The organism is Pseudoalteromonas sp. THAF3, from assembly GCF_009363775.1.
Classification (GTDB): domain Bacteria; phylum Pseudomonadota; class Gammaproteobacteria; order Enterobacterales; family Alteromonadaceae; genus Pseudoalteromonas; species Pseudoalteromonas ruthenica.
Genome location: NZ_CP045418.1, coordinates 3,032,845 through 3,058,040, shown reverse-complemented (window position 1 = coordinate 3,058,040; position 25,196 = coordinate 3,032,845). Strand labels below are relative to the sequence as shown.

At 47.4% G+C, this 25,196-nt stretch carries 19 protein-coding genes; 13 read left to right on the top strand and 6 right to left on the bottom strand.

From position 1 onward, the window contains the following. The first annotated feature begins 162 nt into the window (after nucleotides 1-162). Nucleotides 163-774, top strand: a complete 612-nt coding sequence (locus FIU82_RS14315; RefSeq protein WP_152441346.1) for a 1-acyl-sn-glycerol-3-phosphate acyltransferase — start codon at nucleotides 163-165, stop codon at nucleotides 772-774. Here the strand turns inward: FIU82_RS14315 and FIU82_RS14310 are convergent. Continuing rightward, nucleotides 768-3,731: a DUF3857 domain-containing transglutaminase family protein gene (locus FIU82_RS14310; RefSeq protein ID WP_152441345.1), complete on the bottom strand. Its 2,964-nt coding sequence runs from the start codon at nucleotides 3,729-3,731 to the stop codon at nucleotides 768-770. The genes FIU82_RS14315 and FIU82_RS14310 overlap by 7 nt on opposite strands. Before the next feature lie 127 nt (nucleotides 3,732-3,858). Between FIU82_RS14310 and FIU82_RS14305 the strand changes: the two genes are divergently transcribed. Then, the gene (locus FIU82_RS14305; RefSeq protein ID WP_152441344.1) at nucleotides 3,859-7,305 is read left to right on the top strand and encodes a PAS domain-containing hybrid sensor histidine kinase/response regulator; all 3,447 of its coding nucleotides are present in this window, start codon (nucleotides 3,859-3,861) and stop codon (nucleotides 7,303-7,305) included. A gap of 212 nt (nucleotides 7,306-7,517) precedes the next feature. Here FIU82_RS14305 and FIU82_RS14300 read toward each other — a convergent pair whose 3' ends face one another. Both FIU82_RS14300 and FIU82_RS14295 read right to left on the bottom strand, forming a co-directional pair. After that, on the bottom strand, nucleotides 7,518-8,174 hold the full coding sequence (locus FIU82_RS14300) for a response regulator transcription factor (protein WP_151173577.1): 657 nt from the start codon (nucleotides 8,172-8,174) through the stop codon (nucleotides 7,518-7,520). A gap of 130 nt (nucleotides 8,175-8,304) precedes the next feature. After that, nucleotides 8,305-10,584 carry a TonB-dependent receptor gene (locus FIU82_RS14295; RefSeq protein WP_151173576.1) on the bottom strand — a complete coding sequence of 760 codons (2,280 nt, stop codon included), beginning with the start codon at nucleotides 10,582-10,584 and terminating at the stop codon, nucleotides 8,305-8,307. A gap of 285 nt (nucleotides 10,585-10,869) precedes the next feature. Here FIU82_RS14295 and FIU82_RS14290 point away from each other — a divergent pair, with 285 nt between their 5' ends. The 6 genes from FIU82_RS14290 (at nucleotide 10,870) to FIU82_RS14265 (ending at nucleotide 16,365) form a co-directional block, all read left to right on the top strand. Next, nucleotides 10,870-12,174 carry a GntP family permease gene (locus tag FIU82_RS14290; protein WP_022944328.1) on the top strand — a complete coding sequence of 435 codons (1,305 nt, stop codon included), beginning with the start codon at nucleotides 10,870-10,872 and terminating at the stop codon, nucleotides 12,172-12,174. Between the two features lie 12 nt (nucleotides 12,175-12,186). Beyond that, nucleotides 12,187-13,365: a homoserine O-acetyltransferase gene (locus FIU82_RS14285; RefSeq protein WP_152441343.1), complete on the top strand. Its 1,179-nt coding sequence runs from the start codon at nucleotides 12,187-12,189 to the stop codon at nucleotides 13,363-13,365. 2 nt (nucleotides 13,366-13,367) lie between these two features. Then, the gene (locus tag FIU82_RS14280; protein WP_045979789.1) at nucleotides 13,368-14,126 is read left to right on the top strand and encodes a 3-hydroxybutyrate dehydrogenase; all 759 of its coding nucleotides are present in this window, start codon (nucleotides 13,368-13,370) and stop codon (nucleotides 14,124-14,126) included. A gap of 8 nt (nucleotides 14,127-14,134) precedes the next feature. Further along, the gene (locus tag FIU82_RS14275) at nucleotides 14,135-14,833 is read left to right on the top strand and encodes a CoA transferase subunit A (protein WP_138508898.1); all 699 of its coding nucleotides are present in this window, start codon (nucleotides 14,135-14,137) and stop codon (nucleotides 14,831-14,833) included. A 4-nt stretch (nucleotides 14,834-14,837) separates the two neighbouring features. Further along, nucleotides 14,838-15,497, top strand: coding sequence for a 3-oxoacid CoA-transferase subunit B (locus FIU82_RS14270; RefSeq protein WP_138508899.1), 660 nt, complete (start codon nucleotides 14,838-14,840; stop codon nucleotides 15,495-15,497). 79 nt (nucleotides 15,498-15,576) lie between these two features. After that, entirely contained in the window at nucleotides 15,577-16,365 is a 789-nt protein-coding gene (locus FIU82_RS14265) for a TIGR00266 family protein (RefSeq protein WP_045979791.1), read from the top strand. 13 nt (nucleotides 16,366-16,378) lie between these two features. On the opposite strand, the gene FIU82_RS14260 is transcribed toward FIU82_RS14265, so the two are convergent. Then, entirely contained in the window at nucleotides 16,379-16,840 is a 462-nt protein-coding gene (locus FIU82_RS14260; protein ID WP_138508900.1) for an EVE domain-containing protein, read from the bottom strand. 84 nt (nucleotides 16,841-16,924) lie between these two features. Here FIU82_RS14260 and tesB point away from each other — a divergent pair, with 84 nt between their 5' ends. After that, nucleotides 16,925-17,782 carry an acyl-CoA thioesterase II gene (gene tesB, locus FIU82_RS14255; RefSeq protein ID WP_022944321.1) on the top strand — a complete coding sequence of 286 codons (858 nt, stop codon included), beginning with the start codon at nucleotides 16,925-16,927 and terminating at the stop codon, nucleotides 17,780-17,782. Between the two features lie 262 nt (nucleotides 17,783-18,044). Here tesB and FIU82_RS14250 read toward each other — a convergent pair whose 3' ends face one another. Continuing rightward, nucleotides 18,045-19,454 carry a S41 family peptidase gene (locus tag FIU82_RS14250; protein WP_152441342.1) on the bottom strand — a complete coding sequence of 470 codons (1,410 nt, stop codon included), beginning with the start codon at nucleotides 19,452-19,454 and terminating at the stop codon, nucleotides 18,045-18,047. A gap of 767 nt (nucleotides 19,455-20,221) precedes the next feature. Continuing rightward, nucleotides 20,222-22,660, bottom strand: coding sequence for a glycerol-3-phosphate 1-O-acyltransferase PlsB (gene plsB / locus FIU82_RS14245; protein WP_022944319.1), 2,439 nt, complete (start codon nucleotides 22,658-22,660; stop codon nucleotides 20,222-20,224). Nucleotides 22,661-23,293: 633 nt separating this feature from the next. Between plsB and rpsJ the strand changes: the two genes are divergently transcribed. The 4 genes from rpsJ to rplW are packed head-to-tail and all read left to right on the top strand — an operon-like array spanning nucleotide 23,294 to nucleotide 25,190. Continuing rightward, the gene (rpsJ, locus tag FIU82_RS14240; RefSeq protein WP_010376390.1) at nucleotides 23,294-23,605 is read left to right on the top strand and encodes a 30S ribosomal protein S10; all 312 of its coding nucleotides are present in this window, start codon (nucleotides 23,294-23,296) and stop codon (nucleotides 23,603-23,605) included. A gap of 27 nt (nucleotides 23,606-23,632) precedes the next feature. Next, complete coding sequence (rplC, locus tag FIU82_RS14235) at nucleotides 23,633-24,268, top strand: 50S ribosomal protein L3 (RefSeq protein WP_022944317.1); 636 nt, start codon at nucleotides 23,633-23,635, stop codon at nucleotides 24,266-24,268. A gap of 17 nt (nucleotides 24,269-24,285) precedes the next feature. After that, nucleotides 24,286-24,891 (top strand): 50S ribosomal protein L4, encoded by a 606-nt coding sequence (gene rplD, locus FIU82_RS14230; protein WP_022944316.1) that lies wholly within the window; start codon nucleotides 24,286-24,288, stop codon nucleotides 24,889-24,891. Then, complete coding sequence (gene rplW / locus FIU82_RS14225; protein ID WP_022944315.1) at nucleotides 24,888-25,190, top strand: 50S ribosomal protein L23; 303 nt, start codon at nucleotides 24,888-24,890, stop codon at nucleotides 25,188-25,190. Before rplD ends, rplW begins: the two co-directional genes overlap by 4 nt. The last annotated feature ends 6 nt before the right edge of the window (nucleotides 25,191-25,196 follow it).

Below are 25,196 nucleotides of genomic sequence, written 5' to 3'. Positions count from 1 at the left end.
CAAAGACGGTCACATCCCAGAGATCGGGGCTTAGTACACGGTCAATAATTCCCCAAAATGGTTAGGCTAAAGCCTAACCTACAAGGGAGCATTAACAGAAAAGTTGACTAAACAGTCGTTGAGCATCAGTCTAAGATTATAACTAGACTGTTATTCCTTGCTATGAATGAAATAAATATCCCCGCATGCATTCCTCGTACCCACAGTCGCTTTGGTCAATGGCTTGGCTCCAAGGTGTTGAATTGGTTTGGTTGGCAGGTTATAGGCGCGTTTCCAGAGCACAGTAAGTTTGTGGCGGCGGTTGCACCGCACACATCGAATTGGGATTTTATTATAGCGATTGCAGTGAAAATGCACTTGCAAGTGCGTATTCGCTTCTTGGGTAAGCACAGCATCTTTATTTGGCCACTAAGTATACTGCTACGTAAGTGGGGTGGGATAGCGGTTGATAGGCGAGCAGCCAATGGTGTTGTGGGGCAAGTGAAGGCGTTGTTTGATGAGACCGATGCATTGATTTTAGGACTCGCTCCTGAGGGCACACGTAAGCACATGCCGAATTGGAAAACCGGTTTTATTCATATCGCCAATGCTGCGCAAGTCCCTGTGGTGCCAATGGCTTTGGACTACAGCAAGAAGCAGTTTGTTATAATGCCGGCTATCTATGTGAGTGATGATATTGAACACACACTTGTGCAAGTACAGCAGCAGTTTTCAACGGCTATGGGCAAGTACCCGCAACAAGTGTCTGGTGCAGTCAGAAAGACGCGTTATTGAGCCAAAGGTTGTCGCCAACGGGTTTGTAGCGCTTGAACAAACTTATTGTCTCCTTTTTCTTCGCTAGAGAGTATTAACCGAAAGCTACTGCCATCAGCGCGCTCTATATCAATAGTGGTGTAGCCGTCATCTTGGTTAGCAAACTCGGTATGCACATTAACAATATCACCAAAGTCCGCACGTTCTACTTGCAGCTGCCCTTGATCACGGTAATAACTGAATACGCCTTGCTCGGTAATGCCATTACCATCATCACGGATATTCCAAGCGGCATCTGAGTAAAAATAAAGCAGTTGCTCATTTTGATTGAGAACTTCATGACGCAGCATAAAGCGCTTATCGTGCTGCCATACTTTATCTCCTGAAACTACCGCCACATTGGCGGTGAGACCAATATCTTGCGCCAGACCTAAGGTGAGTATGGGCAGCAGTACCACAGCAAGTAAAACTTGACGCACCCGCCAGCGACTATAGTAAGGCAATGAATCGTCATGCTGATTTATGTGCGCCGTGTAATTTACCAAGGGTAACCACAGCAGCGGCCACACTAAATAGAACACCGTGCCGTAAAAATCTAACGATGTCGCGATATGCAGTACCACCACTAATATCGCAAAGAGTGCCGCCAGCCACTTTGGTGGGAGGTATTGCTGCGTCCCCAGCTCTTTACCCTCTTGATAAAAACGTAAATACAGAGGGTAGTACCAAAGCCAAGCGAAGAACCCTCGGGCTATTGGCATCATCGCTTCATTATGCTGCTGCTTAATGTATTGCCAGTTTTTGTAACACCAGTAAAAAGGAAAGATATTAAAAGTGAGCAGCGAGTAAAGGCAAAATTTCACAGTCGAAACAGGGTAGTAACGTTGTTCGGAGAATGTCGGTCGCTTACCTGCTTCAACGCGCCACAGGGTTACAAAGGCGGTGATAACAACTAAAGCAAGAATGCAATAGCCTATAACGGCGTAGCCGAGTAATAGGAAATTATCCTGCTCGGCTTCATTTACATGGCTGTAAGCTTGGCGGATACCATATTGGGTGGCATCGAGAAGTTGCTCTCGTGCGTCAAGGTAGGCCGGCATTTCTGCAACTGGCACATGGTCTGTTTTGCTGCGGAACTGGTATGTAAGAGTCAGTGTATTTGAGCTAAAGCGCACTTGCGATGCCAATGAAAAATAAGGGTTATCAATAGAGCTCTTACTATTATTAAAGTACCAGTCACGCTCATTTAACTTCACCTCTATGGTGTAATTAACGTTATAAGGGTGCTGCAGATAGAGCGGGCTGATACGGGTTTTAGTATCGGGTTGATAGATTGCATTTTGAATATCATCAGCGTAAAAGTAAGCTGTCTGGCCATTCTCCTCATCACTCCAAAAGTCGTCAATTTGATAAAATTCAGTGACTTCGATTGCTCCCTTTTGCGGGTGCTCGCGAACTTGCGGTAGCCGGGTGTGCTGGGTGCCAGCAAAGTAGTCTTGGTAGTAATTGGTATAGTTTTCTTGGAGTGTTTGCAATGCCGTAGTTGCCAGCTCTTGGCGTTTACTGATGGCATCGGCGTCGCTGAATATGCTTTGTACACTGAATAGTGCCAATGGTTCGTTGGCATTAGGAAGCTCGTAGCGCTCGGTGATGTCACGGTGAATACGCTCTACCGGTTTGTGCATGCTGGTGAGAGTATTTTGCGAGGGTTTGACGATTAACGCATAACCAAAGTCGGGCTCACTCAATGCTAGCAGTGGACCAGTTTGATAACTAGTGGTCGGGTCAAGCCAGTAGCGCTCGTCATCGTGCTCCAGCGTAACCAAAACGTGATTGAAGCGTGCCGATGAGGGGGATGTCTCGGCTAAGCCTTTATCTAATTGCGTGTTTACAAGCGCAGGGTGAGACTCCACTCCCAGTGCGCGCAGTATGCTTATTAATAGTACGGTTTTGTCTTTGCAATCGCCATAGCGGTTTTGCAGAGTTTCTTGGGCGGGGGTTGGCAGGTGAGAGTTGCTGCCCATTTCCAAGCCTAAATAGCGAATTTCATCTTGTGTATACTTTAATGCTGCACCAATCTGCGTTGGCAAAGTAGGGTGCTGTTGGCGTATTTGTTCAGAAATGGCAGTGATATCATCGCCTGTGGAGAGCGCCTGCTGATACATTGGCAACGCCCAGTCTACGACCTCTTGCCAACGATTAAACTCGCTAAAAAATACCATATGATAAGGGTCGTGCCATAACGGTGTTTGCGAGTCATAGCGCTGCATGTCTGGGGAAGCGATATACAGACTATACTCTTTGCCGTTCGCCGTATCTGTTACGTTTATCTGAGCATCGCCATTGTTTTGTTGAATATGTAATGGTTGCGGTTTTTGCCAATCGATACGGATATATTGCTCGGCGACCGGCACACTCCAGTCTAATTGCGCTGAATAGCTAAAGCGGCCTTGGTAGATAGGATTACGACCAATGCGCGTGAAAGCATAATCCAAAGAGTCACCTGGGCGCACATCATCAACAATAATATTCAGTGTTTGCGTACCATCATAAATTAGTTGCTCCGCTTCAGTTTCTCGCTGCAACACTTTTAATTGAGCTGTAGGGATTTTATCTATTACTTGCCCATCGCGTATCACTCGAAGGTGGTTGAGCTCAATACGCTGGTAGCTGGGATCATAATCTAAGTTCAGCTGGGAGATGTTCTCGACACCGCTTTGGTTGGTGGCGTGCATAACATAGCGGATGTAGTGGCTGACGGCATTGGGGTTATCGCCTGGGACCTGAATCTGATCTTCCAACAGGCGATAGTAAGTACCATCAGAGAGTTGTTCTGTGGGAATTGTTTCTGCAACCAAAGGGGGCAGTTTAGCTGGGGCAACCCAATCAGCTGCAGGCGTTATCTGATAGTTGGCTAAGGCCGTATTAGGGGTAAGAGTGCAGGCTAGTAGCCAGCATAAAAGCAGTATTCTTATCATTATAATTTCTCAGTTGCATACATCCATGATGCTAGGTGGGTAGCCTGCAGGGGTAGCACTAAAGTCAGTGATGTTTTTATAAGCAGATATCGTTATGCTATCAGAAAATAATAAAAAATGATCTCTGATGTTTTCGATTGGTGTTATTAGCCTGATTGCTTTGGCTTACCTAGGCGTGCTTTTTGCCGTTGCTTGGTATGCCGATAAGCACACAAAGAATCACTCGAGTGGTTGGATTTATGGCCTTTCGTTGGGGGTGTATTGTACCTCTTGGGCTTTTTATGGCACCACTGCTCAGGCCGCTAACAATGGTTGGTGGTTAGCACCGACCTACGCCGGCACCATTTTGTTGTTCACCTTTGGTTGGGCCATCTACCGCCGTATTGCTCATGTTTGTCGGCAGCAACAGCTGACTTCCTTGGCCGATTTTCTTGCCACCCGTTATGGTCAGTCGTCGCAGCTCTCCGGGTTAGTGTCATTGATCTCGGTAATAGCCATCGTGCCTTATATTGCGCTGCAACTTAACGCAACCAGTGCCAGTATCGCTATGCTCACCGATAGGCCGGTACAAGGCGGTTATTTTTGGCAAGATAGCACCTTCTTTATTACCGCCTTGTTGGCGCTTTTTGCCATCTTATTCGGTGCTCGCCGGGTACGCCCCAGTGAGCATAACCCCGGGTTGATGGCTTCTATTGCTTTTGAGTCGGTGGTGAAACTGTTGGCTTTTTTAGGAGTGGGGCTGTTTATTTGTTTTGAGATTTTCGATTCTCCACACGCCCTGTACTCGGCCGCTCAGCAGCAAGATATTTCAGCCCAGGTTGCGGCGACAGCAAGCCCCACCTACGTGTATTGGGTACATGTAGGTCTGGGTTTTTTAGCGACCCTGTGCTTACCTCGTCAGTTTCATACCGCCTTTATTGAGCACGACAACGAACATCAACTCGTTACTGCTCGCTGGTTATTTCCGATTTATTTGTTGTTGATTAATCTGTTTATTCTGCCCATCGCCTACGCTGGCTTAGTTTATTTTCAAGACCAGAGTGTGGGCTATGACACCTTTGTGTTAGCACTGCCTATTGCAGTGCAGTCGCCAAGTTTCTCATTGCTGGCCTTTCTAGGTGGGTTTTCTGCTGCGACCAGTATGGTGATTGTCTCTACCATTGTTTTGTCAATTATGATCACCAATGACTTCATCAACCAATTCTTATTACGGCGCTCACAACTAAGTTCATCTCATCGCGGTCTCTCGAAGTTTAAGCTACTGCAAGCACGGCGGGCCGTGATTGTCGCGGTGTTATTACTAAGCTACGCCAGTCACCGAGTATTGGCGGAGGGCAATACTCTAGCCAATATGGGCCTGATGTCATTCACGCTCGTTGCGCAGTTTGCGCCAGCGATGATTATCGGCTTGTGGTGGTCTAAAGCGTCATGTCGTGGAGCGCAGTGGGGGATTATCGCGGGTTTTGCAATTTGGTTTTACACCTTGCTGTTACCCAATTTGTACGCCGCATTGTTTGGCGAGGCGTTGTGGCTATCAACTGGGCCCTGGGGCATGGAGTGGTTGGCTCCGCGAGATTTATTTGCATTGGGGCTCGATGAGCTTAGCCAGGCGGTATTGTTATCTCTAGGGGTGAATACGCTGGTATACATTAGTGTGCCTTTACTGAGTTCAGCGCAGCTTGCCGAGCGTTTACAAAGTAATAAATTTATCATCACAGCAAGCCCACAGCGTAGCGGGCATATTGCCCTAAGTTATCAAGACTTGGCGCTGCTGTTGCAGCGCTTTAGTGAGCCAGAACGAGCTAAAGCACTGGTGAGTCATTATTTTCCTGCAAGCTCCAGTCGCTGGAAAGAACAAGCCCCAGAACACATTGAGCAACGAGTTGAACGCGAAATGTCGGCGTTAGTTGGAGGCGCATCAGCACGGCTTATACTCGATGTGGCCAAGGATGAGAAACGTCAGCCTTTTGAGCAAGTCGCCGATTTCGTTGACGAAGCTTCCCAAGTATTGCGATTTAACCGTGATTTACTGCAAGCGACTATCGAAAACATCGAGCAGGGGATCAGTGTGGTTGATAGTGACCTTAAGTTGGTTGCATGGAACCAAGGTTATCAAAGTATGTTTTCGTATCCTGACGACTCGCTGGTCGTTGGTCGCCCGGTTGCCGAGTTGATCCGTTTTAATGCCGAGCGTGGACTATTCGCCTATCAAGATATTGATACTGAGGTTGAGAAGCGCATAGCCCACTTGCGTCGCGGCAGCGCCTACAAATATCGACGTCAGCACAATGATGGACGAGTATTTGAAATGCAAGGTAACCCATTACCCGGTGGCGGCTTTGTGACCACGTACACCGATATTACCGATTTTATAAACCAGCAGCGTGAGCTTGAGCAAGCCAACTTAAATCTAGAAGAAAAAATTGCAGCGCGCACCCAGCAACTGGTGGCGACTAATCATGCCCTAGCAGAGGCAAAACGCGAGGCCGAGCAAGCTACCGAGAGCAAAACGCGCTTCTTTGCTGCCGCCAGCCATGATTTGCTGCAACCGTTTAATGCCGCAAGTTTGTTCTGCTCGTTGATGAGTGAAAAAGCCAGCAATACAGAGCTGAGCGAGCTGGCCAATAATATACGCAGCTCATTGGCAAGTGCGGAAGACTTGTTATCAAGCATATTGCAGCTAACCAAGCTCGAGTCCGGCTCTTTTAAGGTTAATAGTAGTGATTTCTCTCTTTCGAGCTTGCTGCAACCTTTGGCCAATGAATACGGTGCCCTAGCCCGAGACAAAGGGCTCGCCTTTCAAGTGCAAGGCGCTGAAGTAATGCTAAAGACCGATAAAGCCTTGCTTAAACGGGTATTGGGTAATTTGCTTAGCAATGCCATTCGTTACACTGAACAGGGTGAAATACGGTTACTGTGCGAAAGTCATCAAGGCCAGCTGTCGATTATGGTGGAAGATACTGGCTCCGGTATTGCTCAGCAAGATCAAGAACTTATTTTTGAGGAATTTAAACAACTGCAAGGCAAAGAGCAGGCGCAGGGGCTAGGCTTGGGCCTTGCTATTAGTAAGCGCATTTGCTCGGTATTAGCCATTAACCTCACGCTCGGCTCGCAACTTGGTAAGGGCACGCAATTTACCCTTACTTTGCCTTGTTTTGCGTCAACAAGCGAAGAGACCTCCTCCCCATTAGAGACGCGGCATGTCGATAACCAGCTTGAAGGGCTGCGTATCTGGTTGTTAGATAATGATGACAATGTACTCAGTGCGCTCTCACAAGTGCTAGAGAACTGGGGCTGCAAAGTACAAGTGGCGCGTAATCAAGCGCAGCTGCGTGATGTGCAAGCTCATAGCGAAGCCGATATTTTAATTGCTGACTATCAACTTGATGATGGTGTCACCGGCTTAGAGGTGATCAGTGCGCTGAATTTAACGACTATGGCTATTGTGATTAACACCGCTAATCACGATGAGAATATTCGTGAGCAAGTGAGCGACTGCGGTTATCCACTGCTTTACAAACCACTGAAAACGCCCGCGCTTAAACGGATGCTGAAACGCTTAAAGCCGAAATAGCTCTGCTTGAAAAGTATTATACCTTTAACCAACTTGCTATACCTTACATAGGGTTAAGGTTGTATTGGAAGAGGAGGCTTAATGGATTTTGATATGGCTACAGAGGATAATTTCGCGTCATTTTTTTACGCTTTATTAGCTCGCATTTAGATTATGACTAAAGAAACGGTGCGTCAGCTTAAAGAGTATGGAAGCTGACGACTACGCTATGATTAGTTCTCCATATTATCTGCCACAGTGGCCATTTGCTTAAATAAGATACCCGCTTGAGTGCGATTGTACACATTAAGTTTTTTTAGGATTGCTGAGACATGTTGCTTGATGGTGGTTTCTTGAATCGACATCGCATAGGCGATTTGTTTATTCAGCATGCCATCGGCAATCATACTCAATACTCGATACTGTTGCGGGGTTAGCTTCTCTAAGTTACGAGCAAACTGGGCTTGTTCGGTATTACTGTCGGTGCAAATGTCGGCTTGTGGTGGCAGCCAGTTTTCACCCTCAATTACTTGGGCAATAGCTTCACTGATCACATCCAAAGACGATGACTTGGGAATATAAGCACTGGCACCAATTGCCATGGCTTGTTCAATAATCTGTGCTTGTTCGTTGGCAGAAACCATAATCACCAAAATATCTGGGTATTGATTACGCAGCCGGGCAAGACCCTCCAGGCCTTGGGCTCCGGGAATAGTTAAATCCAGAAACACCAGTTCTATTTCTGGGTGCTCTGCTAAAGCGCTAAACAGTGCATCAAGGTCGCTGGCCTCTAAAATGGGCTCATCAGCCATGGCTTGCGCTGCGGCTTGCTTTAAAGCGCTGCGAAATAACGGGTGGTCATCGGCAATAATTGCTTGCACACTGGACATCCTATATAAACTCCGTGTTCCTCGTTATAGGGGATTTTTCCTTCCGCAGCAAGAGCATACGGTGAGTGACTAAGAATAAAAAGGTGGCCACATGACCGGGGGAAGGCCGGCCACCTGTACTAGCTGAACATTAGAAGCGATAGCCAACGGTTAACGATACAGTGCGAGGGTCACCATAGTAACCGATCAGTGTATTATCACCGCCTAAGCCTGGCGTGTATTTGCTCACATCACTGGGGTCAGTGGGATCAGGCGTAACAAACTGATAGCCGCCAATCATGTACTCTTCGTCAGTTAAGTTCTTAGCATGCAGACCCACTCGCCACTGGCCGTCTGGGCTATACCAATTAACGCTTAGGTTGAGCAAGCCATAGCTGTCTTGGCTTAGCAGGCTGTCCTCTTCGAACAGTACGTAGTCACCACGATGGTAATAGTTACCGTTTATGACCCAGTCGCCATGCTCGCTGTAAAGGCGGTAAGTCGCGCCTAAATTAAAGGTTAAGTCTGGGGTGTTAGAAATACTAAAGCGGTCTGACTTATCAAACACTTCACCGGTCTCTGGGTCCGTGTCGAGTACTTCTTCAAAGTCAGCATCAATATAGCCCAGTGAGGCATCAAAACTCAGTGCATCGGTGGCTACATAGTTAAGCTCTAGCTCCACACCGTTTGCAGACGATTTACCAATATTTCCCAAGCGCTGATTTAAATCGGCAGAGGTGTCTCCTGGGAGTACCGAAATGTATTGGCGATCTTCATGATCTAAGGTGAATAAGGTGACATTGGCACGCAGGTTATTGTTCCATTCGCTTTTCATACCGAGCTCAAAGGAGTCAACAATCTCCGGGTTGGCGGCTGGCTCGGCGGTGCTGGCACGCGGGTTAAAGGTGCCCGATTTAAAGCCCTGCGCATAGCTGGCAAAGAACATAATATCGTTATTGTATTGATACTCTACACCTACCCGAGGAGTAAACCGTGACCAATCTTTGTCATCATCGAGCACTGTCGGCACCAACTGACCTTCTGGGCGCACATAGCCGGGGATCCAGCCAGACTCAGGGTACACAGTGTCAAACACCAGGCCGTTGTTAACAATGGCTTCTTTACTGTCGCGGGTATAGCGCGCTCCGAGGGTCATTGACCACTGTTCACTTAAATCCACACTGCCTTGAATATAAGCTGCTTTGCTAGTGGAGTTGTTGCAACCACTCACCTCACGAGTGAGCCCCGGTGCTCCTAAGCTTTGTCCGAGTACTTCCAAAATGGCCTGGAATTGCCCGCAAGACTCACCATCGAAGTAATAGAGACCGGAAACAAGCTTGTAATTGTCGCCCTCGTGATTGAGCTGCAATTCGTGGGTAGTTTGCTCGTCATCATAGATGGCCGGCACGTCAAAAATGCGCACTGAGGTATTATCAAAGTCGATATTGGTCGGCGAGTAGCTATCGCGCTGCGCGCCAATATACTTTAATGAAGTGTTGTTATTGAGATACCAGCGCGCGGTAAGGCTGTAACCTTCTAACTCAACCTTATTCCATGTTGGTAAGCTGGTGTAAGAATCATAAACGCTATCTGGCACGGGAGCATCGGTGAGCAAGCTTGGCAGTAAGCGGTAACCCCCTTTGGAGTTCGACTCATCGTCGGTTTTATCCCAAGCGAGGCGGAAAAACAAATCGTCGCTAGGGCGATACTCTAAGGTCACCCGAGCTGCGGTTAGGTCTTTATTGTAGTTCTCACGGTCTTGGTCGGGCTGCGCTGAGGTTAAGAACTCCCCGAAACCATCGCGGTTTAAGGTGGCAAAGCCATAGCCGAGATAAAGCGTGTCATCCACTAAAGGCAGTTGCCCGGTGATCTTCAAGTCGCGCTGATTATAGCTGCCTACCGTACCTTCAACATCAAAGGTCATGTCGCCAGTCATTTCTTTGGTAACGTATTTTATCGCTCCGCCAATGGTATTTTTACCGTAAAGTGTGCCTTGGGGGCCGCGTAATACTTCAATTTGTTGTACATCAAGGAGATCTAAAACGGCGCCTTGTGGGCGGGCCACGTACACGTCATCGATATAAATACCGACCCCAGGTTCATAACCCCACAGCGGGTCTTGCTGGCCGACGCCACGAATAAATGCGGTAATCGTAGAGTTAGTGCCGCGACTCGCTTGTAAGGTGGTATTGGGTGAGAATTGTTGCACTTCTGTCATTACCGAAATGCCGTTTTCTAGTAACTCGGTCTCACCGATGGAGGTAACCGCCACTGGCACCTCTTGTAAGTTTTCCACCGATTTACGCGCAGTCACCTCAATGCGTTCCAACTCCGCTTTTTCGCCACCACCGCCAGCCAGTGCTGCGGTGCTCGTGAGTGCGGTACTAATGGCTAAGGCGATGCTTGAATGCCTTAAAGTTAGTGTGTTCATCCTGTGTCCCCTGTTGTTGTCGTTATGGGTGGCTGTGCTCACCCTATGGGTTGTTGGCAAAATGTCAATTAACTGTGAATGTAGGGGAAAAACATCTCCTTGGGGTTAGTACCTTAGTACTAATGCGCTTCTAGCCCTTATAGAGCAAGGCCTGGCGTCTTTCTATAACCTTAGTACTATGTATTTTATGGCACACTCTAGCCAGACTGGGACTAGCTTTGTTAACACATCTAGGTGCTATGCTGGATGCAGTTAATAGAAAAATAATAACGAAGGAGCGCATTTATGCTCAGTATGGTTGGCCTAATCGGTGGCTTAGTTTTACTTATAATTCTGACTTTGCGTGGCATGAACTTGTTTATCGCCGCGCCTCTGTGTGCGCTGCTTGTTGCTCTAAGTGGCAATATGGCGTTGTTTCCTAGCAGTGGTGTTGAGCTGGATTTTGTCAGCACCTACATGGGTGGCTTCGCAGGGTTTTTAAGCGCCTGGTTTTTCATGTTCTTACTGGGCTCGTTATTCGGTAAGTTTATGGAAGACAGCGGTGCAGCCGACAGCGTTGCCCGTGCCATAGTGAATAAACTGGGTATGAAGCACGCGGTCTTGGCCGTGGTTATTGCCTGTGCGGTGTTAACCTATGGTGGTGTCAGTGTATTTATCGTCGCCTTTTCGGTTTATCCAATGGCCCTTAGCTTGTTTAAAGATGCCGACTTACCACGACGCTTTATTCCCGCTACGCTCGCGTTTGGCTCGGTGACCTTTACCATGACCTCGGCGGGTTCACCAGAGATCCAAAACTGGATCCCCATTAAGTACCTCGGCACCTCACCCTACGCCGCATGGGAAGTCAGTTTAGTGATTGCCGTGTTTATGGCCATCACTGGCTACTGGTGGCTGAAACGGATGATCACCAAAGCGGTAAATAATGGCGAGCGCTTTGAAAGTCGTGATGATGACCCGGAAATACCAGAGCGTGACTATCCGCACCCCATTACCGGTGTTATTCCCTTGCTAGTGGTGCTCGCGCTGTCTTTTAGCTTACACGATGTCCTACAGCAGAGTGCCTTGATAGTGGCATTACTCGGCGGTGTACTCGCACTGCTGGTTATCAACTTTAAACACTTTCACAATCTCAGCGGTGCTATCAATCTAGGCACGACCGGCGCGCTGGTGGCTATCGGTAATACCAGTGCCGTGGTTGGTTTTGGTGCGGTGGCGAAAAACACCGAGGCCTTCCAATTGGCGGTCGAAGTCATGACTAATATGCCAGGTAATGAGTTACTAGGTGCAGCTGTGGCAGTGAGCGTTATTGCTGGGCTCACCGGTTCCGCCTCCGGTGGGCAGGCCATCGCCTTACCTTTAGTCGCTCCTCATTATCTTGATGCTGGGGTCAATCCTGAACAATTACACCGGGTGGTGGCAATCAGTTCAGGGGCGCTCGATACCCTGCCGCATAATGGCTATGTGGTCACCACCATCCGCGCAATTTGTAAAGAAACCCATCAACGCGCGTACTGGTCAATGGCGGCACTGACAGCGGTGATCCCATTAATTGGCGTGGCGCTAGCGCTGGCCTTATTTATCTTGTTTTAAGGAGTGAACACCATGTCTATACTAAAAGTCATTGGCGTTGTTTTAATTATTGCGAGCCATTGGGCGAGTGCGCAAAGCGACCCTATGCTAGTGGAAAAGCAGCGCTTTGCCTTTACAAACTACACCACTGAATCGGGCGAGACCCTGCCCAAGGTGCAGGTCGGTTGGGAAAGCTACGGCACCCTTAACGAAGCCAAAGACAACGTTATTCTCATCACCCACTTTTTCTCCGGGACGTCTCATGCTGCGGGTAAATACAGTGTTGATGATGCCCAGCCCGGGTATTGGGATGCGATTATTGGCCCAGGCAAGGCCATTGATACCAACAAATATTATGTGATCAGCTCTGACACCTTGGTAAACGCCAATTGGCATAACGAACAGGTGATCACCACCGGTCCTGCGTCTATCAACCCTAAAACCGGAAAACCCTATGGTTTAGACTTCCCGGTGGTAACCATTGGCGATTTTGTGGAAGTACAAAAGCGTCTGCTGGATAGCTTGGGAATCGACAAATTACACGCCGTTATAGGTGCATCAATGGGCTCATTTCAAGCCTTAGAGTGGTCGGTGCGCTACCCCGATATGGTCGAGCGGTTGGTGCATGTCATTGGCGCTGCGAAAATGGATGCTTGGACGGTCCCTGCATTAGAGAAGTGGGCATTGCCTATTCGCCTTGATGCCAATTGGAACAACGGCAATTACTACGACGGAGAACGCCCACTCGCTGGGGTGACCGCCACCATGTTGAATATCACCCAAGATGCCATGCATCCAAAAATTTACCAAGCGAGCTTCCCTAATTTTAAAGTGCAGGATGAAGGTGCTAAGCAAGATATTCGTACTTTACCGGCCATTAGCCAAACCTTATATCAACGTGCCGCTGCCCGCGCTCAGACCCAAGATGCTAACCATATTTTGTACTTGGTTCGCGCCTCTCAGCTCTACAGTGCCGGTATGCAAGAAGACTTAAGCGCCGCTGCACAGAAAATCAAAGCAGATATCTTATTGATGCCGGCGAGCAATGACTTACTGCTGCGCCCCGGCCCAGTACGAGCGTTTGCGCAATTGCTAAAAGCACAAGGAAAGAACGTAAAAATAGAAGAAATAGACGGTATTTGGGGGCACCTTGACGGTATTTTCTCGATTCAAACAAAAGCGCCTGTCATTGCCGAGTTTTTAGCGGAGTAACCATGAATAAGCGAATTTTAATTACCGGCGCGGCCAGTGGCATTGGTCGCTACGTAGCCGAACACCTCGGCAATCAAGGGCATGAAATATTACTTACCGACCTGGACGGTGAACGCGCAAAGACTGAGGCTAATCGACTCAAAGAGCAGGGCATTCGAGCCCAAGGACTTGCTTTGAATGTTGCAGACTTGCCAGCGTTAGAGCACTTTATCGCCAGTCAGCCAACAATTGATGTGCTAATTAATAATGCGGGCATTCAGCATGTGGAGCGCTTAGAGGATTACCCTTTAGATAAATGGCAGCTCCTGCAAGATGTGCTGCTTAATGGCCCTGCGATGCTCACCAAAGCGGTGTTGCCGGCAATGCGCGAACAAAATTTTGGCCGCATCATTAATATTGGCTCTATTCACGCTCAAGTGGCGTCCAAGTATAAGTCGGCGTATGTCGCTGCCAAGCATGGTTTGATTGGCCTCGGCAAAGTGCTGGCGTTGGAAACAGGAGATGTGGATATTACCGTAAACACCATTTGTCCTGCCTATGTAAAAACACCGCTGGTGGAGGCGCAGATCGCTAGCCAAGCTAAGCAACATGGCATTTCCGAGCAGCAAGTGATCGATACCATTATGCTCGCGCCGATGCCGAAAAAGGCCTTTATTGGTTTAGATGAAATAGCCCATACCGTTGATTTTTTAATGGCCGACGCGGCGCGCAATATCACCGCTCAAGCCATCGCCCTTGATGGCGGTTGGACCGCGCAATAGGAGAGCACATGGCAGGTTTTAATAAAGTTGTAAGCAGCTACCAAGAAGCAATGGCAGGGTTAGAAAATGACATGACCGTGATTGCCGGTGGTTTTGGTTTATGTGGGATTCCCGAGGGCCTGATAAAAGCAATTAAAGAAAGAGGCACAACTGGACTCACTGTGGTTTCCAATAACTGTGGCATTGATGGTTTTGGCTTGGGTATTTTGCTAGAAGACCGACAAATTAAAAAAATGGTGGCCTCCTATGTGGGGGAGAATTCACTGTTCGAGCAGCAATTGCTCAGCGGTGAATTGGCTGTGGAATTAACGCCGCAGGGCACCCTAGCGGAGAAGATGCGCGCCGGTGGCGCCGGCATTCCCGCCTTTTTCACCGCCACTGGGGTGGGCACTGTAGTGGCCGAAGGGAAAGAGATTAAGCAATTTAATGGCCGTGACTATGTGCTTGAACCGAGTATTGTCGGTGATTTTGCCATTGTTAAAGCATGGAAGGCAGACCGCTATGGCAATTGTGTGTACCGCCATACGGCGATGAACTTCAACCCTATGGCGGCAACGGCAGGTAAAATCACTGTGGTTGAAGCGGAAGAAATTGTTGAGCCGGGTGAGCTGCAGCCCAGTGAGATTCACACTCCAGGTATTTATGTGCAGCGGGTGATCAAAGGGCAATTTGAAAAGCGCATTGAAAAACGCACGGTAAGAGGATAACAGCATGGCATTAACGCGAGAACAAATGGCGCAGCGTGTGGCTCAGGAATTACGCGATGGCTACTATGTAAACTTAGGCATAGGTATTCCTACCTTGGTTGCCAACTTTGTGCCACAAGGCATTGATGTGATGCTGCAATCGGAAAATGGCTTACTGGGAATGGGTGAGTACCCAACAGAAGAGACGGTCGATGCCGATATGATAAACGCGGGTAAAGAAACGGTGACTGCGCGCATCGGCGCGGCTATTTTTAATTCCGCTGAAAGTTTTGCCATGATCCGAGGTGGCCATGTCGATTTAACCGTGCTCGGAGCCTTTGAAGTGGACCAAAATGGCAATATTGCTAGCTGGATGATCCCCAAGAAGTTGGTTAAGGGCATGGGTGGTGCCATGGACTTAGTTGCCGGTGCTAAAAACATTATTTGTACCATGACTCATGCCAGCAAGCATGGTGAATCGAAATTGCTAAAGCAATGCGCACTTCCCCTGACCGGTGTAGGTTGTATAAACAAGGTGATCACCGATTTAGCGTTATTAGAAATAAAAGATGGAGCTTTTCATCTGCTAGAGCGCGCACCGGGTGTGAGCGTGGAAGAAATCAAAGCCAAAACTCAAGGTCAGTTAGTCTGTCCCGATGAAGTGCCAGAGATGGCCTTGGCGTAAAACTTACTTACATTTTCATGGCTGCATAAGGCGGTATTTTGCGGCATGCTAAAGCAGTTAATGCAAAGGAGAAAGTGCAATGCAATGTCATGAAATTGATTACGAAATTATCGGCGAATCGATGCAAATGGTGGAGGTCGAACTGGATCCCAGTGAAACCGTTATTGCCGAAGCGGGCGCCATGAACTACCTCGAAGAAGGGATCAGCTACGAGGCGAAAATGGGCGATGGCTCGCAGGTAAACCAGGGCTTTATGAGTAAGCTGTTCAGTGCGGGTAAGCGCATGATCAGTGGTGAGTCCTTGTTTATGACCCACTTTACCAACCAAGGAGAGGGCAAAAAGCGTGTGGCTTTCGCGGCGCCTTTCCCTGGCTCGATTATCCCTTTAAATATGGCCGAACTAGGCGAGCAAGTGTACTTGCAAAAGGATTCGTTCCTGTGTGCGGCGATGGGCACCGAGGTGAATATCGCCTTTCAGCGCCGCCTAGGAGCAGGCTTTTTTGGTGGTGAAGGGTTTATCTTACAGCACCTCAAAGGTGATGGTATGGCCTTTGCCCATGCCGGGGGCACGGTAGTTGAGAAGCGTCTAAATGGCGAAACCCTGCGCTTAGACACCGGTTGTGTAGTCGGCTTTAGCGGCGATATCGACTTTGATATTGAGCGCGTGAAAGGACTTAGGTCAATGTTCTTCGGCGGCGAGGGGCTATTTTTAGCCACGTTGCGAGGCCATGGCACGGTGTGGGTGCAAAGCTTACCATTCTCCCGACTTGCCGACCGCGTGCTAGAGCATGCCCCGAGAGCGGGCGGTTCGCGCCAAGGTGAAGGCTCTATCTTAGGTGGCCTTGGCGATCTTATTGACGGTGACTAAGGGCTCAGCTGGATTACGGTTTGGCAATGCCGCATAGGTGTTGCCATTCTTGTTCGCTCACCGGCATGACCGATAAACGCCCTGACTTTTTTAAAGCCAGCTCGGCGATAGCGGGGTCTGCCTTAATTGCTTTTAAGGTTATCGGCTGCTTAAAGCTTTGTCGGTATTGCACATCGACACTAAACCAGCGTGGTGACTCTGGTGTGGCCTTAGGGTCATAATAATCACTACTGGCATCAAACTGCGTGGGATCGGCATAAGGGCCTCGCGTTACTTCACCGATGCCGACAATCGCGGGCACCTTGCAACTAGAGTGATAGATAAAGACCTTGTCACCCACTTGCATGCCATCGCGGATAAAATTACGGGCTTGGTAATTGCGTACCCCATCCCATACTGTAGTGCCGTTTTCGGCGGCTTGTAAGTCTGCCAACGAAAACGCGTCGGGCTCTGTTTTTAATAACCAGTAAGCCATGTTCTATCCTGTGCTGAACTAGGTAATCAGGTTCATTGTATAGTATTATCATTGTATTAGCTGCAATGTGGTAATGAGGACGCAATGAGCCAAGCATTAGATAAATTACTTTCCTTACTCAAGTTAGAAGAAATCGAACTCGGTCTTTATCGTGGTGCCAGCCAAGACCTTGGCTTTAAAGCGGTATTTGGTGGTCAAGTAATGGGCCAAGCGCTGTCGGCTGCGAAGGAAACTTTGCCAGAAGGGCGCGTTGTTCACTCATTGCACTCGTACTTCCTGCGCCCTGGCGATGCCTCTCGCCCCATTGTTTACGATGTCGAAAATATTCGCGATGGTCGAAGTCTAAGTACGCGGCGCGTCAGCGCTATTCAGTATGGTAAGCCCATTTTCTACATGACGGCGTCATTCTCTGGTGAATCTCAAGGGCTTGAACACCAAAGCGCCATGCCGGATGTGCCAGCACCTGAGGGGCTGCGCCCAGCACTTGAATTTTATCAGGAGCACGCTCATCAGATCCCCGAGCCAATCCGCAATAAATTTATCAGTGAAAAGCCTATTGAAATGCGCCCGGTGAACTTCCAAAACCCCTTTAAGCCAGAAGTTTCTGAGCCAGTGAAGCACATTTGGTTTAAAGCCAATGGCGAGATGCCAGATGACCAGCGTATTCACAATTATCTGCTAGCCTACGCTTCTGACTTCGAGTTTCTACCTACGGCGCTCCAGCCCCACGGTAAATCATTTATGCACCCCAGCATGCAAGTGGCGACCATCGATCACGCCATGTGGTTCCACCGCCCATTCCGTATGGATGAGTGGATGCTGTATAGCGTTGACAGCCCCAGTGCTAGTGGTGGTCGTGGCTTAGTGCGCGGACAGTTCTTTAATCGTGCCGGCGAACTCGTAGCCTCGACCATTCAAGAAGGGGTGATGCGCGAGCGCTAGGCATATAACTGCTGCGCTCATCAGCACGGCGCTATAAATCGCTTCAAAGCCCACGGCGCGACTGTAAGTCAGGTTTCAACCTGACAATGATTGTTGGGTCGTCGACATTGATGGCCTCTTGTAGGAGGCACTCGTTGTAGGTCAGGCTTTAGCCTGACAATCTATTCGAACAGGTTACCCATAGGTCGGCCTTCGCGCCAAGGACGGCGGTACTCGGGTAACGCAGGAGCAGTTACCTAGGCGCGAATCAAAACGGGAAAGATCACATCTCTTCTAACATGCCACGCGTGTAAGAAACCCATTGGTAAGCGGGAATACTTGAATCAAGATAGAAATCAGGTTGAATGCCTTTACCATCAATTGTCATTTCTGGAATTCGCAGGCTTTTACTAAGGCTGTAGTGCAGCGTTAGATTCTTACTTGGGGAATCGACTTGGTGCATATTAGAGATATCCAAAACACCACGCGTTGGAGCGCCTAATAGCTTCACTTTATAGCTTTGTTTTGCGGCAAGTAAAAACTGCTCTGCTGTGCTGCCATTACTCTCATCGATTAAAATACCCACCTTCTTTGGTAAAGGGTTAACGTTTTCTAACTTCTTTACGCTAACTGATTGTGCATCCAAATTAACAAATTGGCCTAGGCGTTGTTGCAGCGTTTTGTAACCCTCTTTGGCCCATTTTTTATCGTCATCACTGAAATTCTCATCGTCGATGAACTTTAGCATTCTTGAATTATTCAGCGGTGTTGATAAGAACTCAACTCCTACATTGCGTATAGGGTTGGTGTAGATGATAGGCAATATTTCTTCATAACTGATATCACTACCACCGCCGTTGCCGCGTATATCTATGATAAGATTTTCAGTACTTAGAATGGTTTCTAGGTTGTCTCGAATGACGGTATCAATGTGTTTTTTATCGGTATATGAAAATGATGGAATTCTAAGTAAGGCTGTTTCCTTACTTAATTGTTGAACCAATGGTGTTTTAGACTCCATAAGTTGAACATATTGAAGAACTTCAGCTTTGCTCTCTTCTTTGGGGTTCTGTCTTGATAAGGTTAGCCAATTATTTCCCAAGCTAAGATGGTTTTGATCTATAAAGCCTACTGAGTCTACATGGCGTATAGAATGGTCAGCCATATAATAGGTGGCTTTATAAGTACCATCATTCTCCTCATTGAGGATGAGTTTCAGTTGGCCTGGTTGCCACTTTGAATTTGTCGACTCAATCACATAGCCATTATAATTACTGCCTTCTTTTTTTAGTCCAACTGTATAGCTCGGCAAGCGCCATATTCCTTCTATATCCTCTTTGGTTTTATTATTTAAATGCTGTTGGAATTCTGTTTTATTAAAGTTGTGCACAGAAGCGTTATTCTCTTTTTTTACATTGAGGGTGAGTCCTATATGGCCTTCACGGAAAAATAACAACCATTGTTGAAGTCTTTGGTGGCAGTCACTTATGTCGTCAGCATTTTTTATAGCCTTAAGAGATGCTTTATTATGTTCGAGGTAGTTTCTTTCGCCTCTTTGAGATAGCGCATACTGAAAGCCCGCATCGTTGTTCTCAAAAGTTTTCTTTAGCCAATTAAATTCCTGTTCACAGCTATAGTCACTGGCGGTAGATATTAATGGAAAAAATGACAGTAAAAATGCTAACTTTTTCATAGGTGGCGAAGTCCTTTTATATATAAGTAGGGGAGTATGTCAGTACTATACCCTAAGAAATATTAAACCTAGAGCTATCTTTTATATCTATTTGCGTTGGTAGCACGGCTATTTCCCGGCGGATTAAGTGCTATATGTACAATCAGCAGCTTTAGGGCGTTATTTTTATGCGGGAGTTTAGATTATTATAAGTGAAGCTCTACGCTGGTACCTTTTGATACTGCGATGTCTATGATTGCAGTTATTCTTTATAGGGCAGGGCACGTCCATATAGGATGCGAAGAGTTGTAGGCCAGGCTTTAGCCTGACAACTGTGTAAGTTAATCTCGAGATTGTCAGGTCGCCAACAGTATCTAAACTATTTCACTGAGTTGTCAGGTTAAAACCTGACCCACAGATAACAAGCTCGGGGCAGGTTACTAGGTAACTGCTCCTGCGTTACCCTGGTTGGCGGCAAAGCCTGACCTACAGGTATCACCTAACCCGTTGTCGGCGGACCGACAAGATCTAAACTGTGTCACTGAGTTGTCAGGCTAAAGCCTGACCTACAGGTATCACCTAACCCGTTGTCGGCGGACCGACAAGATCTAAACTGTGTCACTGAGTTGTCAGGCTAAAGCCTGACCTACAACGCTTGGCTAATGCGGCAAAGCCAGAGCTAAAAATAGTACCTTTGTCGGCGCAGAGCACCGACCTACAAGTATTCATTCAAGCAAGGCAGTCAGGTACTTCCCCTTTAATAACAAAGGCTTGCACCTGACTCTTCGTTAGCGTGTTGCTGCCACCGTATCACTAATCGATTGCCAAATCCGTGCGGGTAACAGCTGATGTAAATCCTCATTGAGAATAAGCAGGGCATCACTGTGTATTAGTTTATTGTCATCTTGTTTGCTGATTAATTGTTGCTCGCTGAGGTTTGCAATAAAGCTGGAAAGCACTTTTTTGTCAAAGAACTCGGGGCTCTTAATGCCATGCAAAGTGCCTAAACGCTGCGCCACGGCGGTGCTTTCTTTTTCCAGTTCTGCTGGACTTAAGCTTTTGTCTTCGCTGAGTAAGCCAATGACTAAGGCGTAGCGCATCAAGGTGTGATGTACCACTTTACCCAGCATTTCAAGCGTTGCTGGGTTATCGCCGTCTTTAAGTACTTCAAGCTGGTCGCCCTGTTCGCGGATCAGCCCTTGGTCAACAAAGCTACTAAGAATATTGTCGATATACTCATCCTTTAGCTCCAGCAAGAACCATTCTTTGGCGAACAGCGGGTATAGGCGTTTAACCTGGGCTTTGCATTCACTGCGGGTAATTCGGTGGTTGTTAAACAGTTGTTGTGCAATAACGCTAGGCACGGCAAATAAGTGCAGCACATTATTACGGTAGTAATTAAATAAGGTGCGCTCTTTTTCGGTTATGGCAATGATGTCGCCGAATTGATCTTTAAGCACATCAAACTTGTTGAGTGTCAGTGCATGTTCCAGTAATTGCTCGGCGTTTTGTTCGGGCAAGGTTATTTGTTCGCTTAATGGCGCATCGCTGAGCATGCGCAGATAGAAGTTCATTTGCTCAATTAGCTGCACTTTACTGAGCGCAAACTGGTCGTTAGTCAGTAAAATGGTGGCTAATAGGTTGACCGAGTTGATGGCGGCAGCACTATTAATATTGACCATAATTTCATCGGCTAGCTTGCTTACCTGAGAGCCTAGCCATGCTGGTTTTTGTACATCGGTAGGGTGAATGGCGTCGCGCCAATCAGGCTGTTGCTCATTAAGGAATTGATTAACGTTAATGGGGGCGCCAAAATTCACATTACCTCGTCCATAGTTCTTCAGGTTTTTGATGGCTTTAAACACCCCAAAGACCGATTCGTTCTTTTTATTATTACCTGCCAATTCTTTTAGGTAGGTATTAATTTCCATGACGTGCTCGTAACCAATGTACACCGGTACAATAGAAATTGGGCGGTCAATCCCCCTTAGCATCGCTTGCAATGTCATTGCCAGCATTCCGGTTTTTGGCGGAAGTAAACGGCCAGTACGGCTGCGTCCACCCTCGGTATAAAACTTCACCGAGTAGCCTTTAATAAAGAGTTGACTGAGGTACTCTTTGAATACCGCTGAGTAGAGTTTATTACCGCTAAACGAGCGACGAATAAAGAACGCACCACTGCGACGGAATATCGGCCCTGCAGGGAAAAAATCCAGATTAATGCCGGCGGCAATATGCGGCGGTACTAAGCCTTGGTGATAAATTACATACGTGAGCAGTAGATAATCCATATGGCTGCGATGACAGGGGACATAAATGACTTCGTGGCCTTTGTCGGTGAGCTCACGCACTTGTTCGGCGTAACGTACATCAATACCGTTATACAGCTTGTTCCAAAGCCAAGTTAAGATTCTATCGGCAACACGAACCATGGCATCAGAATAATTGGCAGCGACTTCATCGAGTAAACGTAAGGCGTTTTGTCGTGCTTCTTCATGACTTAAGCCTTTCGCTTTGGCTTCATCAGCAATGGCCTTTTTGATCGTCGGTGAGGCCAACAGTGAGTTAAAAAGCTGTTCTCTCGAGGGGAGTTTAGGCCCGGTGGCGGCTAACTTTTGACGGCGAAAGTGCACTCGAGCGACGCGAATAAGTTTGTGAGGTAGCTCGTCTTTATCCCCTTTTTCATGCACTAATTGAGTTAAATCTAGGGGCTGGCTAAAGCGAATAAAGTTGTCTCGCCCGGAAAAAAGCACCACAAATATTTTGCGAAACCAGCTCGGTGTGAGCGAGTGGGAAATTAACGTTCCTAAACCAGGCTTTTCTTTTCCTGGATTACGGCCCCATAAAATGGTCACCGGTATTATTTGGATTTTCTGCTCTGGAGCTTGTTCTAACGCGGCGAAAATACGCTTGCCTTGTTCGGTGGCGTCACTGGGCTTGCTCGTTGAGCCGAACAATGGCGGCGGGTTTTGGATACCAATAAAGCGTGGTAACGACTTTGAAGCCAACAATTGTTCTTTGGTTGGATCTGGGAGGTTTAGGCGTCGACATACCTTGGCTAAGGCGGCGATATCGGTGCGCGAATTGAGTCGACCAATATAAAAGGTCGGTACGTTCACATCAAGCTCGTACTCTGTCACAGGCTCCTTGGGGAGCACCTTGGAGTTCACGCTCAAGGCGTTGAGGATGCGCGCTAAGAAATCTATACCACGGCTTAACACTTTCATGGAATGGGTCACTCACTAAAGCACTTTATCACTTTGCCACCATTGGCAATGGATAAGAAAACACAAAATAGTGCGATAGGATACCAAGTTATCACTGGACTGACCATTTTTGGGCAAGAAGCTGAAGGCTATTCATATTAGAAATCTTCACGTTAGCTTTTCTAATAAGGGGTTACTAATACGTTGGTTATAAAATAACCTGGCTTTAAGCTTGTTGTCAGTTCCCAAAACGGATAATACGAACAATGGCGCTTACATCAAGCATCAGGCTAGGTAATAAGTCGTATCCCTGGGACTGATTACCTCGTTACGAAGGACATGAAGAGGGCGCTTGCATAGCAGCAGCACCCTTGCTCTGTAGGCGTACTTCTTCTTGTCTAACGTACTTCTTTTATTATGCAAATAGTTGTTGCATTTATCACCAATCTCTCTATAATACGCAGACTTTCTTTGCCATAGGCTCGCCTAGGTAGAAGGAAGTTAAATATAGGCTTGGATTTCAAGCAATAAACAGGAGTTCCGATTTGGAACTCAACGTAGATATAAGAGAACAACCGACTCCTTAAAATATTAGGGATGCTTCGGCGGTTTTTTTATGCTCTTTTTAAATGCTCTTTTAATTGAGGTTTTAGAATGTCAAATCAACGCATTCGCATTCGCCTAAAAGCTTTTGACCACCGTTTGATTGACCAATCAACGGCGGAAATTGTGGAAACTGCGAAACGCACAGGTGCTCAGGTACGTGGTCCAATCCCACTTCCTACACGCAAAGAACGTTTCACTGTATTGATCTCTCCGCACGTTAACAAAGACGCGCGTGATCAGTACGAGATCCGCACCCACAAACGTCTGATCGACATCGTAGAGCCAACTGACAAGACTGTAGACGCACTTATGCGCCTAGACCTTGCTGCTGGTGTTGATGTTCAAATCAGCCTGGGTTAATCGGAAGATTAGAGAGGTTTTAGGAAAATGGCATTAGGTCTAGTCGGTCGTAAAGTGGGTATGACTCGCATCTTCACTGAAGATGGCGTATCTATCCCTGTGACAGTTATCGAAGCGACTCCTAACCGTGTTACGCAGATTAAATCTGACGAAACAGACGGTTATAACGCGCTTCAAGTAACCGCAGGCGAGAAAAAAGCTAGCCGTGTAAACAAACCAGCAGCGGGTCACTTCGCTAAAGCTGGTGTTGAAGCGGGTCGCGGTCTGTGGGAATTCCGTCTTAATGGCGGTGAAGGCGACTTTGAAGTAGGTAGCGAAATCACTGTTGATGTATTCAACGAAGTGAAAAAAGTAGACGTTACTGGTACTTCAAAAGGTAAAGGTTTCCAAGGTGGTGTTAAGCGCTGGAACTTCTCCATGCAAGACGCGACTCACGGTAACTCAATTTCTCACCGTGCTCCTGGTTCAATCGGTCAAAACCAATCACCTGGTAAGGTGTTTAAAGGTAAGAAAATGGCTGGTCAAATGGGTAATGTGCAATCCACAACTCAGAACCTTGAGCTAGTACGTGTTGACGCTGAGCGTAATCTGCTTCTAGTTAAAGGTGCAGTACCTGGCGCTATCGGCGGTGACGTTATCGTTAAACCTGCTGTTAAAGCATAAGTCCTGGAGATTTAGTGATGGAATTAGCAATTAAAGACGCGTCAGGCGCTCTTGAAGTTTCCGAAGCTACTTTTGGACGTGAGTTTAACGAAGCCTTAGTACACCAAGTAGTTGTTGCTTATGCAGCAGGTGCTCGTCAAGGTACTAAAGCTCAGAAGACACGTTCTGAAGTAAGCGGTGGCGGTAAGAAGCCATGGCGTCAAAAAGGTACTGGCCGTGCTCGTGCTGGTACAATCCGCAGCCCAATCTGGCGCAGCGGTGGTGTGACTTTTGCAGCTAAGCCGCAAGATCACAGCCAAAAAGTTAACCGTAAGATGTATCGCGGTGCGATTAAGAGCATCTTGTCTGAGCTTGTTCGTCAAGAGCGTTTAGTTGTCGTTGAGAACTTCGCTGTTGAAGCTCCTAAGACAAAAGAGCTTGTAGCTAAGCTTAAAGAGCTTGAGCTTAAAGACGTGCTTATCGTGACTGAGGAAGTAGAAGAAAATCTATTCCTTGCTGCACGTAACCTTTATAAGGTTGACGTCCGTGATGTAGCTGGCATTGACCCTGTAAGCCTAATCGCATTCGATAAGGTTCTTATTACTAAGGGTGCTGTTAAGCAACTTGAGGAGGCGCTAGCATGATCCGTGAAGAACGTCTTTTAAAAGTAATCCTTGCTCCACACATCTCTGAGAAGAGCACTGTATCTGCTGAAGAGAACAACACGATTGTTTTCAAAGTAGCAAAAGATGCAACTAAAGCTGAAGTTAAAGCAGCTGTAGAGAAGCTTTTCGAAGTAGAAGTAACTGGTGTTCGCACACTGAATGTTAAGGGTAAATCAAAGCGTACTGGTATGCGTTTCGGCCGCCGCAGCGACTGGAAGAAAGCCTACGTTACTCTTAAAGAAGGTAGCGAGCTAGACTTTGTCGGCGGCGCCGAGTAATAAGGG

Excerpts from the sequence above, each read along its gene's own strand:
- FIU82_RS14315 (WP_152441346.1), top strand. The coding sequence starts at position 163 with ATGAATGAAATAAATATCCCCGCATGCATTCCTCGTACCCACAGTCGC.
- FIU82_RS14310 (WP_152441345.1), bottom strand. The coding sequence starts at position 3,731 with ATGATAAGAATACTGCTTTTATGCTGGCTACTAGCCTGCACTCTTACC.
- FIU82_RS14305 (WP_152441344.1), top strand. The coding sequence starts at position 3,859 with ATGTTTTCGATTGGTGTTATTAGCCTGATTGCTTTGGCTTACCTAGGC.
- FIU82_RS14300 (WP_151173577.1), bottom strand. The coding sequence starts at position 8,174 with ATGTCCAGTGTGCAAGCAATTATTGCCGATGACCACCCGTTATTTCGC.
- FIU82_RS14295 (WP_151173576.1), bottom strand. The coding sequence starts at position 10,584 with ATGAACACACTAACTTTAAGGCATTCAAGCATCGCCTTAGCCATTAGT.
- FIU82_RS14290 (WP_022944328.1), top strand. The coding sequence starts at position 10,870 with ATGCTCAGTATGGTTGGCCTAATCGGTGGCTTAGTTTTACTTATAATT.
- FIU82_RS14285 (WP_152441343.1), top strand. The coding sequence starts at position 12,187 with ATGTCTATACTAAAAGTCATTGGCGTTGTTTTAATTATTGCGAGCCAT.
- FIU82_RS14280 (WP_045979789.1), top strand. The coding sequence starts at position 13,368 with ATGAATAAGCGAATTTTAATTACCGGCGCGGCCAGTGGCATTGGTCGC.
- FIU82_RS14275 (WP_138508898.1), top strand. The coding sequence starts at position 14,135 with ATGGCAGGTTTTAATAAAGTTGTAAGCAGCTACCAAGAAGCAATGGCA.
- FIU82_RS14270 (WP_138508899.1), top strand. The coding sequence starts at position 14,838 with ATGGCATTAACGCGAGAACAAATGGCGCAGCGTGTGGCTCAGGAATTA.
- FIU82_RS14265 (WP_045979791.1), top strand. The coding sequence starts at position 15,577 with ATGCAATGTCATGAAATTGATTACGAAATTATCGGCGAATCGATGCAA.
- FIU82_RS14260 (WP_138508900.1), bottom strand. The coding sequence starts at position 16,840 with ATGGCTTACTGGTTATTAAAAACAGAGCCCGACGCGTTTTCGTTGGCA.
- tesB (WP_022944321.1), top strand. The coding sequence starts at position 16,925 with ATGAGCCAAGCATTAGATAAATTACTTTCCTTACTCAAGTTAGAAGAA.
- FIU82_RS14250 (WP_152441342.1), bottom strand. The coding sequence starts at position 19,454 with ATGAAAAAGTTAGCATTTTTACTGTCATTTTTTCCATTAATATCTACC.
- plsB (WP_022944319.1), bottom strand. The coding sequence starts at position 22,660 with ATGAAAGTGTTAAGCCGTGGTATAGATTTCTTAGCGCGCATCCTCAAC.
- rpsJ (WP_010376390.1), top strand. The coding sequence starts at position 23,294 with ATGTCAAATCAACGCATTCGCATTCGCCTAAAAGCTTTTGACCACCGT.
- rplC (WP_022944317.1), top strand. The coding sequence starts at position 23,633 with ATGGCATTAGGTCTAGTCGGTCGTAAAGTGGGTATGACTCGCATCTTC.
- rplD (WP_022944316.1), top strand. The coding sequence starts at position 24,286 with ATGGAATTAGCAATTAAAGACGCGTCAGGCGCTCTTGAAGTTTCCGAA.
- rplW (WP_022944315.1), top strand. The coding sequence starts at position 24,888 with ATGATCCGTGAAGAACGTCTTTTAAAAGTAATCCTTGCTCCACACATC.